Annotated in this window: 13 protein-coding genes and 1 tRNA gene; 7 read left to right on the top strand and 7 right to left on the bottom strand. The window is 60.5% G+C overall.

The genetic code is table 11. The annotated features are described in order from the left end of the window. Positions 1 to 7 precede the first annotated feature (7 nt). Positions 8 to 775 carry an exodeoxyribonuclease III gene (locus ABV408_RS18535; protein ID WP_353980348.1) on the bottom strand — a complete coding sequence of 256 codons (768 nt, stop codon included), beginning with the start codon at positions 773 to 775 and terminating at the stop codon, positions 8 to 10. 127 nt (positions 776 to 902) lie between these two features. Here ABV408_RS18535 and pyrE point away from each other — a divergent pair, with 127 nt between their 5' ends. The 3 genes from pyrE (at position 903) to trmL (ending at position 3137) form a co-directional block, all read left to right on the top strand. Then, entirely contained in the window at positions 903 to 1604 is a 702-nt protein-coding gene (gene pyrE, locus ABV408_RS18530; protein WP_353980347.1) for an orotate phosphoribosyltransferase, read from the top strand. A 183-nt stretch (positions 1605 to 1787) separates the two neighbouring features. Continuing rightward, positions 1788 to 2357, top strand: coding sequence for a YfaZ family outer membrane protein (locus tag ABV408_RS18525; protein ID WP_035470217.1), 570 nt, complete (start codon positions 1788 to 1790; stop codon positions 2355 to 2357). 309 nt (positions 2358 to 2666) lie between these two features. Then, a complete protein-coding gene (trmL, locus tag ABV408_RS18520) occupies positions 2667 to 3137 on the top strand; it encodes a tRNA (uridine(34)/cytosine(34)/5-carboxymethylaminomethyluridine(34)-2'-O)-methyltransferase TrmL (protein ID WP_353980346.1) in 471 nt (156 codons plus the stop codon). Positions 3138 to 3158: 21 nt separating this feature from the next. Here the strand turns inward: trmL and ABV408_RS18515 are convergent, their stop codons facing one another. Further along, positions 3159 to 3614 (bottom strand): GNAT family N-acetyltransferase, encoded by a 456-nt coding sequence (locus ABV408_RS18515; protein ID WP_353980345.1) that lies wholly within the window; start codon positions 3612 to 3614, stop codon positions 3159 to 3161. A gap of 79 nt (positions 3615 to 3693) precedes the next feature. On the opposite strand from ABV408_RS18515, the gene rep reads away from it, so the two are divergent. Further along, positions 3694 to 5742 (top strand): DNA helicase Rep, encoded by a 2049-nt coding sequence (rep, locus tag ABV408_RS18510; protein WP_353980344.1) that lies wholly within the window; start codon positions 3694 to 3696, stop codon positions 5740 to 5742. Positions 5743 to 5927: 185 nt separating this feature from the next. On the opposite strand, the gene ABV408_RS18505 is transcribed toward rep, so the two are convergent. After that, positions 5928 to 7607 (bottom strand): methyl-accepting chemotaxis protein, encoded by a 1680-nt coding sequence (locus ABV408_RS18505; protein WP_353980343.1) that lies wholly within the window; start codon positions 7605 to 7607, stop codon positions 5928 to 5930. A gap of 486 nt (positions 7608 to 8093) precedes the next feature. Here ABV408_RS18505 and ABV408_RS18500 point away from each other — a divergent pair. Further along, a tRNA-Arg gene (locus ABV408_RS18500) sits at positions 8094 to 8170 on the top strand. Positions 8171 to 8689: 519 nt separating this feature from the next. Next, positions 8690 to 10399: an AAA family ATPase gene (locus ABV408_RS18495; protein WP_353980342.1), complete on the top strand. Its 1710-nt coding sequence runs from the start codon at positions 8690 to 8692 to the stop codon at positions 10397 to 10399. Positions 10400 to 10729: 330 nt separating this feature from the next. On the opposite strand, the gene ABV408_RS18490 is transcribed toward ABV408_RS18495, so the two are convergent. Further along, entirely contained in the window at positions 10730 to 11428 is a 699-nt protein-coding gene (locus ABV408_RS18490) for a cation diffusion facilitator family transporter (protein ID WP_353980341.1), read from the bottom strand. A 65-nt stretch (positions 11429 to 11493) separates the two neighbouring features. Here ABV408_RS18490 and ABV408_RS18485 point away from each other — a divergent pair, with 65 nt between their 5' ends. Beyond that, positions 11494 to 11904, top strand: a complete 411-nt coding sequence (locus tag ABV408_RS18485) for a helix-turn-helix domain-containing protein (RefSeq protein ID WP_353980340.1) — start codon at positions 11494 to 11496, stop codon at positions 11902 to 11904. 58 nt (positions 11905 to 11962) lie between these two features. On the opposite strand, the gene ABV408_RS18480 is transcribed toward ABV408_RS18485, so the two are convergent. From ABV408_RS18480 to ABV408_RS18470, 3 genes are all read right to left on the bottom strand, one after another. Further along, positions 11963 to 12661, bottom strand: coding sequence for an aspartate/glutamate racemase family protein (locus ABV408_RS18480; protein WP_353980339.1), 699 nt, complete (start codon positions 12659 to 12661; stop codon positions 11963 to 11965). A 29-nt stretch (positions 12662 to 12690) separates the two neighbouring features. Beyond that, positions 12691 to 13080, bottom strand: coding sequence for a hypothetical protein (locus ABV408_RS18475; protein WP_353980338.1), 390 nt, complete (start codon positions 13078 to 13080; stop codon positions 12691 to 12693). A 240-nt stretch (positions 13081 to 13320) separates the two neighbouring features. Continuing rightward, entirely contained in the window at positions 13321 to 13707 is a 387-nt protein-coding gene (locus tag ABV408_RS18470; RefSeq protein WP_353980337.1) for a helix-turn-helix transcriptional regulator, read from the bottom strand. Positions 13708 to 14035 lie beyond the last annotated feature (328 nt).

Raw genomic sequence — 14035 nt, 5'->3', positions numbered from 1 at the left:
GTCTAGATCAGAGTTCGAGATCGTACTCCACGATCAGCGGGGCGAACTCGCTGAAGGTAGCCTCGGTATCGATCCAGGCGTCCTTCACGTGGCGGCGGAAGTTGGGGCCGACCACCTGATAGTCGAGACGCCAGCCTTCCTGGCGGGCACGCGGCACTTCCTGGTCGAGCTTGGGCCACCAGGTGTACTGGTTGGCGTCGCGGTTGACCTCGCGGAAGGTGTCGATGAACCCGGTGGGGCCGAAGACCTGATCCATCCACGCCCGCTCTTCCGGCTTGAAGCCCGGGGTCGTCTGGTTGTCGGTCCAGTTGGCCAGGTCGAGCGTCTTGTGCGCGATGTGCCAGGTGCCGCAGATGATGTACTCGCGCCGCTTGCGCGCCATCTTGTTCAGATACTCGAGGTACTGGGTCATGAACGTCTGCTTGGCGGCCGGGTCCTGGCCATCCGGCATCAGGAAGGTGGCGATGCTGAAGCGGTCGTAGTCCGCCTGCAGAAAGCGCCCTTCGTGATCGCACTGCTCGAAGCCCAGGCCATACATGATCGCCTTGGGGATCTTGCGACAATAGAGCCCGACGCCGGAGAAGCCGTCCTGCTCGGCGTCCAGGAAGTAGCCTTCGTAACCCTCCGGATAGAGGATGCTGTCGTCCAGCTCGAAGCTCTTGGCCTTCAGGTTCTGCACGCAGACGACATCGGCATCCTGCTCGGCCAGCCAATCGAGAAAGCCTCGTTCGACGGCGTCACGGATCCCGTTGACATTGATGCTGGCGATTTTCATACCGTGTTCCTTCTTCGTCGCGCGTGTATGATACCCGAGCTTGCGACATTTAGGTAAAAGCGAAACGCCCTAGATGGGGGCGCAAGCGACACAAGACAACGGCCGAGACTGACACAGGGGGGCTCGAGTGAGCGCGGAGATCCAACCATATCAACGGGAGTTCATCGAATTTGCCATCGCCGAAGGGGCGCTGCGGTTCGGTGAGTTCACGCTCAAGTCCGGTCGGGTCAGCCCCTATTTCTTCAATGCCGGCCTGTTCCGCTCCGGCCGCGCCCTGGCCAGGCTGGGGCGTTTCTACGCCAGCGCCATCGCCGACAGCGGGATCGAGACAGATGTACTGTTTGGTCCAGCTTACAAGGGTATCTCGCTGGCGGCGAGTGCAGCCATTGCCCTGGCCGACCACCATGACCGCGATATTCCCTTTGCTTTCAACCGCAAGGAAGCCAAGGATCACGGCGAGGGCGGCAACATCGTCGGCGCCGAACTGCGCGGCCGGGTGCTGATCGTCGACGATGTCATCACCGCTGGCACCGCCATTCGCGAAGTCATGCAGCTGATCGAGGCTGCCGGCGCGCGCGCCGCTGGCGTGGTGATCGCGCTGGACCGCCAGGAGCGTGGCCAAGCTGACGATGGCCTCAAGCCGCACAGCGCCATCCAGGAGGTCGAAGCGGCCTACGCCATGCCGGTGATCAGCATCGTCAATCTCGACCAGATGCTCGCCTATCTCGAAGCGCGCGAGCCCGGTGCCGGCGAACCCGACGACTTCAGCCGCCACGCCGAGGCGATCCGCGCTTACCGTGACCGCTACGGCGTAAACCCTGCGGCGTAACCCGGGCGCGCGGTTTTTGACGCCGGGTTTTCACGCATCGGCCGAGCCGCTCCCCCGGCGGCTCGGGCTGAACGTCGGGGGATTACAAACGGTTTAGAAAACACCGTTTGATAATTTGCCGGATTATGTCACGCTTAAACCGCAAGGCCAACGCGTTTCGGCGCGACTTTCTGGAGACGTGACATGATCAAGCGCAGCCATTTCAAACCTTTGGGCTTCGCCCTCGCTACCGCCACCTTCGTTTTCGCCAGTCAGCAGGCGATGGCGCTGAGCGTATCCGCCAACGGCGGCAAGGACTCCTTCGGGGTCGAGGCCAGCCAGACCATTCTGCCCAGCCTGCGTGCCGGGGTGGGTTATCTCAATACCGATGACAGCGGCCACAACGCCAAGGCGTACTCCGGCTCGCTGATGTTCACGCCGTGGCTGCCTGGGGTCGATCTCTCGGTCGGTGGGCGCTATCAGTACCAGGACACCCACTACGGCAACGGTGGCGGCCTGGGTCTGGGCGGTTCGGCCTTCGTCGATACCCCGATTCCGCTCACCTCGGTGGGTGCCTACGGCTTCTATACGCCCAAGGGCCTGGCCCATGGCGATATCGACAAGAGCTACGAGTACGGTGCCCAGGCGCGGGTGAACATCATCTCGCACACCTACCTCTACGGCGGTTACCGCTATATGCGCACCGATTTCGACAACGACGACGGTCACACCCTGGACAGCGGGCCGGTGCTGGGCGTCAGCGTCGGCTTCTGATGCCCCGTAGCTGCCGTCAGGCCGGCGACACCCAGCCTGTGTGACCGGCCACGCTAACTGGCCCCGCCATCGGCGCCCCATGTGGGCGCCGATGGCGTATCATGCGCTGGGCACTGTCTGAAAAGTACTGCGCTCGCCCATGCGGCGTTAAAAATCGGCTCAAAATGCTCATTTACACCCCGTAAACTCCGCGTCTTCGCCGATTTTTGCCTTGCCTGGCCTTCGCTCGTCGACTTTCAGACAGCACCCAGGTTTCGTACGAGTGGTTTTCGTACCAAGCCTAACGCCCGTCACCGCGAGGCTGCCGCCATGCTCGATATCGTCCTGTTCGAACCCGAGATTCCGCCCAATACCGGCAATATCATCCGGCTCTGTGCCAATACCGGCTTCCGGCTGCACCTGATCGAGCCGATGGCGTTCGAGCTGGAGGACAAGCGGCTGCGCCGCGCCGGGCTCGACTATCACGAGTGGGCGCGGGTCCAGGTGCACGCCAACTGGGCGGCGTTTCTCGAAACCGTCGGCCCGGAGCGGGTCTTTGCGGTCTCGACCCGCGGCCGCCACGGCTACCACCATATCCACTATCGCGAGGGCGATGCGCTGGTCTTCGGTCCCGAGACCCGCGGCCTGCCCCAGGAGATGCTGGATGCCCTGCCGCCGGCCCAGCGTCTGCGCATTCCCATGCTGGCCGACAGCCGCAGCCTGAACCTCTCCAACGCCTGCGCCATCATCGTCTTCGAGGCGTGGCGCCAGCTCGACTTCGCCGGCGCGGTGGATGTCTGAGCGCGGTATGGGGTGGCGGCCTCATAGGCGCCGGGTCATGAACACGCTGTAGGGGTCTTCGACGTAATCGCCGAAGGGCCCGCATTCGGCGAACCCCGCGGCCGCGTAGAAGTGTCGGGCGGGCACGAAGTGCGCTACCGAGCCGGTCTCCAGGCTCAGGCGCTCGAACCCCGCCGCCCGCGCTTCCGCGATCAGCCGGGTGAGCAGCGCTCGGGCCACGCCTCGGCGCAGATGCCGCGAGTCGGTGCGCATCGACTTGAGTTCAGCATGCCGCGCATCGAGGCGCTTGAACGCGCCGCAGCCGAGCAGCTCGCCATCTTCCCAGGCGGTATAGAAGTGAACCTCCGGGCGTCGCAGCCCGTCGAGATCCAGCGCGTGGCGGCTCTCCGGCGGGGAGTGGGGCGCAAAGTCGGCCAGATGCGCTTCAAGTAGCGCAGCGATCTCGGGGCCGCGTAAATCGTCTCGGATGATCTGCATGAGGTGTATCATTCCCCCTCTGTTGTTCTCACTGTCAGCGTTCTGATCTCACCGTTCCTACCTCAGCGATTCTGCCGCCATGTCCGATATTCGCCAACGCCTCGCCAAGCTCAACCCGCGCCAGCAGGAAGCGGTGCGCTATATCGATGGCCCCTGTCTGGTCCTGGCCGGGGCCGGTTCGGGCAAGACCAGCGTGATCACCACCAAGATCGCCTATCTGGTCCAGGAGTGCGGGATGAGCGCGCGCAAGATCGCCGCGGTCACCTTCACCAACAAGGCGGCCCGCGAGATGAAGGAGCGCGTGGGGCAGATGCTCAAGGGGCGCGAGGGGCACGGGCTCACCGTTTCCACCTTCCACAACCTGGGGCTCAACATCATCCGCCGCGAGCTCAAGGCGCTGGGCTTCCGCCCGGGCTTCTCGCTGTTCGACCCGGAAGATGCCAAGGCGCTGCTGCGCGACCTGATGCAGAAGGAGGCCGACACCGATGCCGAGCAGATCGGCGCGGTGCAGAGCCAGATCTCCCAGTGGAAGAACGACCTGGTGCTGCCGGGGCACGCGATCTCCCACGCTGCGGACGAGGACGAGCAGTACGCCGCGCGGGTCTACGAGGCCTACAACCGCCATCTCAAGGCCTACAACGCGGTCGACTTCGACGACCTGATCATGCTGCCGGTGGTGCTGCTGTCGAGCGACCCCGAGGCCCTGGCGCGCTGGCGCAAGCGTATCCACTACATGCTGGTGGACGAGTACCAGGACACCAACGTCAGCCAGTACCAGCTGGTGAAGATGCTGATGGACGAGCGCGCCACCTTCACCGTGGTCGGCGATGACGATCAGTCGATCTACGCCTGGCGTGGCGCCCGCCCGGAGAACCTGGTCACCCTGGGCGAGGACTTTCCACGCCTGAACGTGATCAAGCTGGAGCAGAACTACCGCTCCACCGCGACCATCCTGCGTGCCGCCAATACCCTGATCGCCAACAACCCCCACGTCTACGACAAGACGCTGTGGTCGGACATGGGCCAGGGCGACGCGATCCGCGTGATCGTCAATCGTCACGAAGAGGCCGAGGCCGAGCGCGTGGCCACCGAGATTCTCACCCGGCGGATCAAGGAGCGCGCCGAGTGGCGCGACTTCGCCGTGCTCTACCGCGGCAACTTCCAGGCGCGGCTTTTGGAACTCAAGCTGCAGCACCATCAGATCCCCTACAAGCTCTCCGGCGGTACCTCGTTCTTCTCGCGCAACGAGATCAAGGATGCGATGGCCTATCTGCGTCTGCTGATCAATCCGGACGACGACAACGCCTTCCTGCGTATCGTCAACGTGCCGCGCCGGGAGATCGGCCCCGGCACGCTGGAAAAACTCGCCAACTACGCCTCTGAACGCGGCGGCTCGATGTTCTCCGCCTGCCATGAGATGGGGCTGGAGCAGGTGCTGCCGACGCGTGCCGTCGAAAGGCTAGGGCGCTTTGCCCACTTCATCGATGGTGTGCGCAAGCGCATGGACCAGGGCGACGCCATCGCCGCGATCCGCGAGATGATCCGCGACATGGACTACGAAGCCTGGCTCTACCAGAACGCCAGCGCGCCGACCATCGCCGAGCGGCGCATGGCCAACGTCTGGACGCTGATCGACCAGCTCGAGAAGTCGATGCACCGCGACGATGAGGAGGGCGAGGCCAGCGAAGAGACCGATGACGTGCAGTCGGCGATCTCGCGCCTGGTCCTGCGCGACATCCTCGAGCAGCAGGCCGAGGAAGACGACTCCGACCGCGTGCAGCTGCTCACCATGCACGCCTCCAAGGGGCTCGAATTCCCCCATGTCTATCTGATGGGGCTGGAGGAGGAGCTGCTGCCGCACCGCAACGCGATCGAGGCCGGCACCATCGAAGAGGAGCGCCGCCTGGCCTATGTCGGCATCACCCGCGCCCGGCGTACGCTGACGCTGACCCTGGCACGCCAGCGCAAGGCCTACGGCGAGCTGCTCGACTGCACCCCGAGCCGCTTCCTCGACGAGCTGCCGGCGGACGACCTGGAGTGGGAAGGCCGCGCCGACAAGGAGAACCCGGAGCGCAAGCAGGAGCGTGGCCAAAGCGCCATCGCCGGGCTGAGGTCGCTGCTGGGCTGAGATACGGCTGTATGGGGGCGGTGCCAAGCGGGTGACGCGCGCTGCCGATAGCGGGGCGGCAGCACAAAAAAGGCCTGGCTGATGGGCCAGGCCTAAGACTGTCACGAGCGAACAGGGTCACGATCGAACGGGTGAATCGGGGCGCTGACGCCGCCGGTTCGATGCGAACCGGCGGCCGAGCGGGATCAGAAGGTCGTCCACTCCTCTTCCTGCGGCTGGGCGGCTGCCTTGGGCTTGCCGGTCTTGGCATTCGCCAGACGGGCCTGAGGGGCGCTCATCGACGGCTGCGGGCGACGCTTGGCTGACCCGGTGCGGTCTTCCGCCACCTTGAAGAAGGCCATCTCTTCGGACAGCGACTGGGCGTGTGCCTGCAGCTGGCGGCTGGAGGTGCTCGACTGGTCGACCAGCCCGGCGTTCTGCTGCGTGGCGGTATCCATCTGCGATACCGCCTGGTTGACCTGGTCGATACCCTGGGATTGCTCGCGGCTGGCCACGGCGATCTCGCCCATCAGGTCGTTGACCCGCTTGACCCCCTCGACGATCTCGTTGAGCGCGTTGCCGGCGTCGTCCACCAGGCGCGTGCCCGAACCAACCTTCTCCACGCTCTCCTTCACCAGATCCTTGATCTCCTTGGCGGCATCGGCGCTGCGTCCGGCCAGGGTGCGCACCTCGCCGGCGACCACCGCGAAACCACGACCCTGCTCGCCGGCGCGTGCTGCTTCCACCGAGGCGTTGAGTGCCAGCAGATTGGTCTGGAAGGCGATGTTGTCGATCAGCCCGACGATGCTGGAGATGCGCTGGCTGGACTCATTGATCTCAGACATTGCCTGCATTGCCTGCTTGGCCACCACGCCGCCCTGCTGGGCGCGCAGGCTGACTTCGTCGACCAGCGAATCGGCCTGAGAGGAGTTATCGGCGTTGTGGCGCACGGTGGCGGTGATTTCGTCCATCGAAGCGGCGGTCTGCTCGAGACTCGCGGCCTGCTCCTGAGTGCGGCGGTTGAGGTCGTCGGTGCCCTGGGCGATCTCGTCGGCCGCCTGCTGCACGGATTCGGCGTTGTGGCGCACGGCAGTGACGACCTGAGTCAGGCGTGCCTGCATCGTGGTGAGGTCGCGCAGCATGTCGCCGAACTCATCCTGGCAGGTGACCTCGATATGGGTATCCAGACGCCCTTCGGAGAGGGCCGTGGCCAGTTGCCGCGCCTTGCCCAGCGGGGTCATCACGCCGCGTATCAGCCACAGTGTGAGCAAACCGGCCAGCAGGGTGGCGAGCACGATACTGCCGATGATCAGCAGGCGCAGATTGCTGAAACTCTTCTCAGCCGCGGCGAAGCCGTTGTCGGCCTGGGTGATATTGGCCTGGATCGCCTGCTGCAGGCTCCCGAGAATGTCCTTGTAGCTCTGCCTCACGGGGCCGTTCATGGTTGCCGTGGCGCTGGCGAGATTGCCGGCTTTGAGGTCGCGCAGCACGTCGTCGAGCTGAGACTCCAGCGTGTCGTGATACCCAGGAAACGCCTTGGCGGCCGCCGCTTCGGCACCATCCTTGACGCTCGTCTGGTCGTAGCGGGTCCAGTTCTCGCTGATCCGCTGGCGGTTCTCGCTGATCCGCTGGCTGATGTCGGTCAGGTCAGCGTCCTGGCCCGAGAGCATCGCCTCGCTCGTCAAACCGAGGTTGAGCAGAAGGTCGGTGCGCACCTGGCCCAGCGTGGTGATGGGCAGCAGGTTGTTGGTATAGGTGGCTTCGACTTGGTCACGCTCCTGGCTGGCGCCATAGAGCCCGATCAGGCCGGTGGCGATCAGCATGGCGATACACAGGCCCAGACTCGTACCGAGCCTGAGTTTGACGCTGCGCTTGAGGATAGACATGGCGATAGGGTCCTTGGATGGTGGCTCCGCTGCCCTCACGCTAGGCCTCGCGGATTCTAGGCGCCGATTCGACGGCGCTCTTTTTTTCGTTGCTGCGTGTTCAGTCGCTATATCGACAGAAAATTGAGCTAAGTTCAATTAATGTTTCTTAATGTAACAATTTTTTAGATTTGCGTAGGCATGGGACGGCGGTGCCTGGTCGCTCTGACGTAGGCCAAAGCCCGAGGCTGGACACCCCGCAGGCGAGCAGGTAGGATGGCCGCGCCGCAAACGGGCGAACACCGTCTTGCGACAATCTGCACTACGCGCCCTTAGGCTCAGCTGGGCGTAGCCGGAAGCGCAAAAGCTCGCTTTTGCCCGGCGAAGCGGCCACTGCGATGCAGCGCAGTGGACCGGACCCGAAGGCGCAGCCGGAGGGAAGCGTTGCCCGCCGTTCGCAGAACGGCCCAGCGCTGGGTGAGCCACCGCTTGTGACAACTGCAATACGCGCCCTTAGCTCAGCTGGATAGAGCGTTGCCCTCCGGAGGCAAAGGTCAAAGGTTCGAATCCTTTAGGGCGCGCCATTTTTTGACGAAAACCGCCACCCGTGCTCACGCCGGGTGGCGGTTTTGTTTTTGTTCCCGCGCTATGCGATCAGCCCTCGCCCAATATGGGGCTGAAATGTCATGCTCGTCGACAGTCCCCGAAGCCTCGGCCTAGAGATCTTGCCTAAACGCGACATTCAACCAATCGACAAGACATTATGAGATTCCTGCTAAAGCCTGAATCGTGTTAAGTGTTCCTGTATGGCTACGCTTGTGGCAGCCGTGGTCGCTACAGGGGGCTGGAACGGCGGATTTTTCGTCTGCTGCGACGGTTTGCTGTCGATTCCCCGTCTGCGCGCTAAATCGCTGGTTTTGAGAGAGCTAGGCCACCCCAATACTGGGTAGTAAGAATATTTTGAGGTAGGCTCAGCAGTGCTAGGTTTAGGCTCTTTGTTTTGATATGGATGTCTTTAATTTATCTTTAATGTTAGGTTGTGAATTGTTAAGATAATCAAGAAGGTAGAGATTAATTATTTTAGATCAATCTACTCTGTTGACTTGAAAGGGGTTGACGACCTAAATATCCTTATAGGAAATAATGATAGCGGGAAGTCGAATGTATTAAAGGCGCTAAATATGTTTTTCAATAACAAGACTGAACTTGGTCAGGTTTATTATTTTACGGATGACCTGACGAGGAAAAGAGAACAAGAGGCTAGAGATACAAAGGGTAGGGCGACCATTTGGATAAAAGTACATTTTTATAATTTTCTTGGTTGGAGGTCTTTGCCTGACGAGTTCGTGATAAAAAAGGTCTGGAATAGATATTCCGATCAGCCTGAAACTACATATCCTAAAGATCTGCCATCAACAGCTATAGCTCGATTTCTGAATAAAATCGCATTCCATTATGTCCCTGCGGTACGAGGTAGAGATATTTTTAGTCACTATTTGTCGTTGCTCCACGATGCGCTGCTGGAAGACGAGAAGGCAGGTCTTATAACTTCGACAGAGGAGTTGATGAATAGCTTGAATGAAAGCACTATGGACATGAGTGAGCAAATAGAGCAAGGGGTAGGGATAAAAAGCAATATCCAGCCACCAACAAATTTACGTGTGCTCTTCAATGCTTTGGATTTTTCTACTGGGTATGGTGACCACAACGTACCCTTACAAAAGAGAGGGGATGGTATTCAGAGCAGACACATTCCTTATATCCTGGATTTTATCGCCTCTCACACTAAGACTCATCATATATGGGCTTACGAAGAGCCGGAGACATCTCTGGAACTTGGCCCTGCTTTTGAACTTGCAAAGCAATTTAGAGAAGGTTTTTGTCAAGATAATCAAATTTTCCTTACAACTCATTCCCCCGCTTTTTATGACCTGAAAGGACCAGGGGTTTCTAAGTGGTATGTATATCAAGAGATTGCAGAGGATGGGAACGAGACTAGAGTGGAAAAAGTCTCTTTGAAAGATGTGCTTGATAGGAAGCTAGGCGTCGCGGCACTTGTTGCCGATAGGGCTAGAGAGGCTTATGAGCAAATTGAATCTCTCAAAGAAACTGTTACAAGGTTGGATAGGGAGCTTGGGCAGCATGAAATTCCTCATGTTATAGTTGAAGGGGTTACAGATAAAATTATTTTAGACGAGGCGTATTCAAAGCTTTACCCAGGGGATGAGCCTTTTTGTGAATTTCTACATGCAGAAGGTGCCACAAATATACCTCCATACTTGAAGTCAGCCAAGGTTCTTTCTAAAGAGTTTTCACATGCGGTGATTGGGCTTTTTGATAGGGATCAAGAAGGAAGGAAGCAAATAAAAGAGTTCACCTCTTTCCCAAGAGTAGATGGGACCGAGTTTCTTGAGTTTTGTCCTGACAGGTTGCTGTACGCTGGTATCTTGCCAATGCCGGAAGAGTTTCAGACTCTTGAGAATAAAGTTGTTGACGCTCTGGGTGGTAATTTAAACTTGCCAGTGGCTATTGAATACATGTTTCCTTCGGAAGTGATCGAAAAAGCCATTGCTGAAGGTCGAATTGAAGTTGAAGATAGGGTTGCAAAAATAAGCGATCCTGATTTCTCAACTACTATTAATCTGACGGATCTGTTGTCTCTCCACCTTCCGGAAGGCAAAAATTACTTTTCAAAAAAAGTGGCTAAGCGAACTAAGAGAAGATTTGCGGACTGGGTTGTTGGTCAGCCAGCACAGAGTTTTGAGAATTTCAGACCCCTTTTTGAACAGTTGAGAACGGTTTGTTGTAGTTAAAATGGCTGAGGTTTATGCCCTGGGTCGCTACTTTTTATATGGGTGGGGTTTTATGTTGCCTAGGACGCGTATCTAAAAAATTTAGATGCGCTGTGGGGCTGAGCGGAAGAGGATGGTCGGATAAGTTTTTATGATATAGGTAGTGTTGTCTATGTCGGCGTGCTTTGGATTTTTTTCTTGGTTGCCATAGTCGCTTGTAGCCACATTCAAGTCCTTTTGCGCGACATCTTTTGACGAAAACCGCCACCCGTGCTCATGCCGGGTGGCGGTTTTCGTTTATGACGTGCTCGGTTGTATCCCGCGTTGTATTCCGTCTCGATCCCAGCCGTCTCAATCACCGCAACAGGACTTCGAACCGCAACAGCCATTGGCTTCGACGTTGCTGTCAGGTCGAGGTGTCTCGTCGCGGACTGATTCCGGCGTTCGCCAGGCGGCTATCGCCTCGCGCCCGATCCGCCAGGCCGAGTGCAGAAACAGCGCGGCGATGGCCAGCCCGACGATCACATCGGGCCAGAGTGTCCCGGTGACGCTGACCGCGACCGCCGCCAGCACCACGCTGCCATTGGCGATGAGATCGTTGCGCGAGCAGAGCCAGGTCGAGCGCATATTGAGGTCCGCCGAGCGGTAGCGCAGCAGCATGCAGAAGCAGGCCGTGTTGGCCGCCAGAGCCAGCCCGCCGATGGCGCCCATGGCGCTGGCTTCGGGCACGCTACCGGTGAGGCTCTTGTGGATGGCCTCGGCGATGACCGCCAGGCCGAAGAGCAGCATGAACAGGCTCTTGATCAGCGCCGCGCCGGCCCGCGTCCTGTCGCTGCGGTCGAGCGCATAAAGCGTCAGCGCGTAGATGGTGGCATCTCCGAACATGTCGAGCGAGTCTGCCAGCAGGGCGGTCGAGCCGATCAGCCAGCCCGCCACGAATTCGATCACGAACATCGTGGCGTTGATACCGAGCACCCAATACAACACCCTGGCCTGGGCGCCACGTAGTTGCGCCAGTTCGCCAGCCTTGCTCTCGCAGCAGGCGTCCATATCGATACCTCCTCGAATGACCGACTGCTAGCATGAAGGTTCTAGTGGCTATAGGGTCAAGCGTCATGGAGTCGCGGCTCACCATCGGTCAGCTCGCCGAGGCAACGGGGACCAAGGCGGTGACCATTCGCTATTACGAGCGTGTCGGGCTGATATCGCCGGCCACCCGAACGCCGGGCGGTTATCGCTTGTACACGGCGCGCGAGCGGGACCGTCTGATCTTCATCAGGCGCGCCCGGCATCTGGGGCTGAGTCTCGAGGAGGTAAAGTCGCTACTCGGCCTCGCCGACGACGAAAACGCGCCATGTCGGCAGGTCGATTCGATCATTCGGGAACAGCTCGAGCGAGTCAGGTCCAGATTGCAGGATCTTCGGCAACTGGAGCAGGAACTCGACCGGCTCGATCGCTGCTGCAGGGCGGATACGGTGGCTCACTGTAAAATCATCGAGTCCCTCTCGCGCACCCAAGAGACCTGAACGCGCCCGCCCGGCAGGCGGGTCTCTCTTTCAGCGGTCGCCTTGCAGTTATCGTCGCTCAGCGATCGCCGAGCGCGAAGGCCAGCCCCATCTCCACGTGCAGTGCCGTGGTGTCATAGAGCGGCAGGGCGCTGTCCCGCGGGCGCAGCAGCAGGGCGATTTCGGTGCAGCCGAGAATGATCGCGTGGGCGCCGCGAGCGTGCAGATTGGCGACGATCTCGCGGTAGCGCTCGCGGGAGTCGTCGTTCACGACGCCCTGTACCAGCTCCTCGAAGATGATGCGGTGGATAACCTCGCGTTCTTCCTCGTCGGGGATCAGGCAGTCGATGCCGTAGCGTTCGCTGAGGCGTTCCCGGTAGAAGGGCTGTTCCATGGTGAAGCGCGTACCCAGTAGCCCGACCTGCTCGATGCCGTCCGCCGCGAGGCGTTCGCCGGTGGCGTCGGCAATGTGCAGCAGCGGCATGTTCAGTGCCGCCTCGATCGCCGGGGCGACCTTGTGCATGGTGTTGGTGGCCAGCAGCAGGCACTCGGCGCCGGCGGCTTCCACTTGCCCTGCCGCTGTGGCGAGCCGTTGCCCCGCTTCTTCCCACTGGCCGCTGCGCTGGAGCGCTTCGATCTCGGCGAAGTCGACGCTCACCAGCGCGATCCTGGCCGAATGGTGCCCGCCCAGGCGCTGACGCACGCCTTCATTGAGCAGGCGGTAGTAGCTTTGGGTCGATTCCCAGCTCATGCCGCCGAGTACGCCGATCGTCTTCATGATTCCCTCCGTGTTGGCCAGACACTACATCATCGATGCTGACGCGACGCCAGTGGGGGCGCGAGCGGTGGCGTTTCAGCCGGGGCGCCAGGGCGGCGGCGCGCGATGATGAGTTCGCGTATGCGGTCTGCGATCCACGCTTTGGCGTGGCGCGCCAGCGTGAAGCGGTGGTCGATGACGATGATGGCGTGGTGCCGGCTCGGCACATAGAGCGCCGGCTGATAGACCCCGTCAGGTGGCGGGATATACGCGCAGTAGACCGTATCGATATCGGGAGTGCCGGCCTGGCAGATATGACTATCGTAGATCGTGGCGATCTGCCGGCCGGTATAGCGAAAGCACTGTGGCGATATCGGCATATCGAGCCGCAGCCAGTCTTCATCCAGCACCAGCGTGTCTTTGCAGCGAAAACGGATCATGGCGCCCTCTTGGTCAACACCTGAGTCAGGTCGCGCGACGGAATCGATGGGTTATTACTACAAATGTACTATAAGTACATATTAAAAGTACTATAAGTTCAATCTTTTTTGGCGATATCGGCGAAGATACCGGCAACAGTGCCGGGAAGGGCGTCGTGAAAGCTGTCGGAAAGGGCGTCATGAGAGATAGCGTCAGGACAATGGAGCGATCTGCCCCGCAGCGCGGATGTGGCGGCGAGGTCAGGCGTCGGCGTCGTCCCGCGGCTCAGCGGCGTTCTGGCCGGTGCGCCGCAGGCGCTGTACCAGTTGCTCCAGCAGCAGCAGATCAGCGTCTTCCAGCTCGCCGGCCTGCACTGCCGCTTCGATCAGCGACAGCGTCTGCGCGGCGCGCACCGGCGACGGCTCGGCGACGCGCAGCGTGTTGCCGGGGGGGCGTGGATAGGCTGCCTCGCGCTCGTCGTCATCGCGCAGCATACGGCCCTGGCCGTAGTCCAGCCAGGCTTCGCTTACCCCCAGCCAGCGTGCCAGTGCGATCTTCTTGGCGTGGCTTGGGCGCGCTTCGCCGTTGATCCATTTGCTCGCCGCCTTGGGCGTGACGCGCACGGCTCGGGCTAGGCGAGCGCCCATCCCGTGGCCGTCCTTACCTGCGTGACGGAGTGCTTCGAGCAGACGATCGCTGAAATCGTCTCGATGACCATTGTGAACCATAGGTTCAATAGTCTCACTGCTTGAATGTACTTTCAGTGCCTGATATGTGTGTACTTACAGTACATGCCCAGCGAGGGGAGCATGAGTGCCATTCGATTTGCGGTGGAGCGGGTGGGTGGGGTGTCGCGCTGCGCGCGAATCTGCCGGGTCTCTCCCTCCGCCGTGTGCAAGTGGTTGCGCCGCGACTGCTTGCCGCGTACGGAGTACACCGGTGAGACGTGCCACGCGCAGCGCATGGCCATGGCCA

The organism is Salinicola endophyticus (assembly GCF_040536835.1).
Lineage (GTDB): Bacteria > Pseudomonadota > Gammaproteobacteria > Pseudomonadales > Halomonadaceae > Salinicola > Salinicola endophyticus_A.
This window is presented reverse-complemented; position numbering and strand designations above follow the sequence as displayed.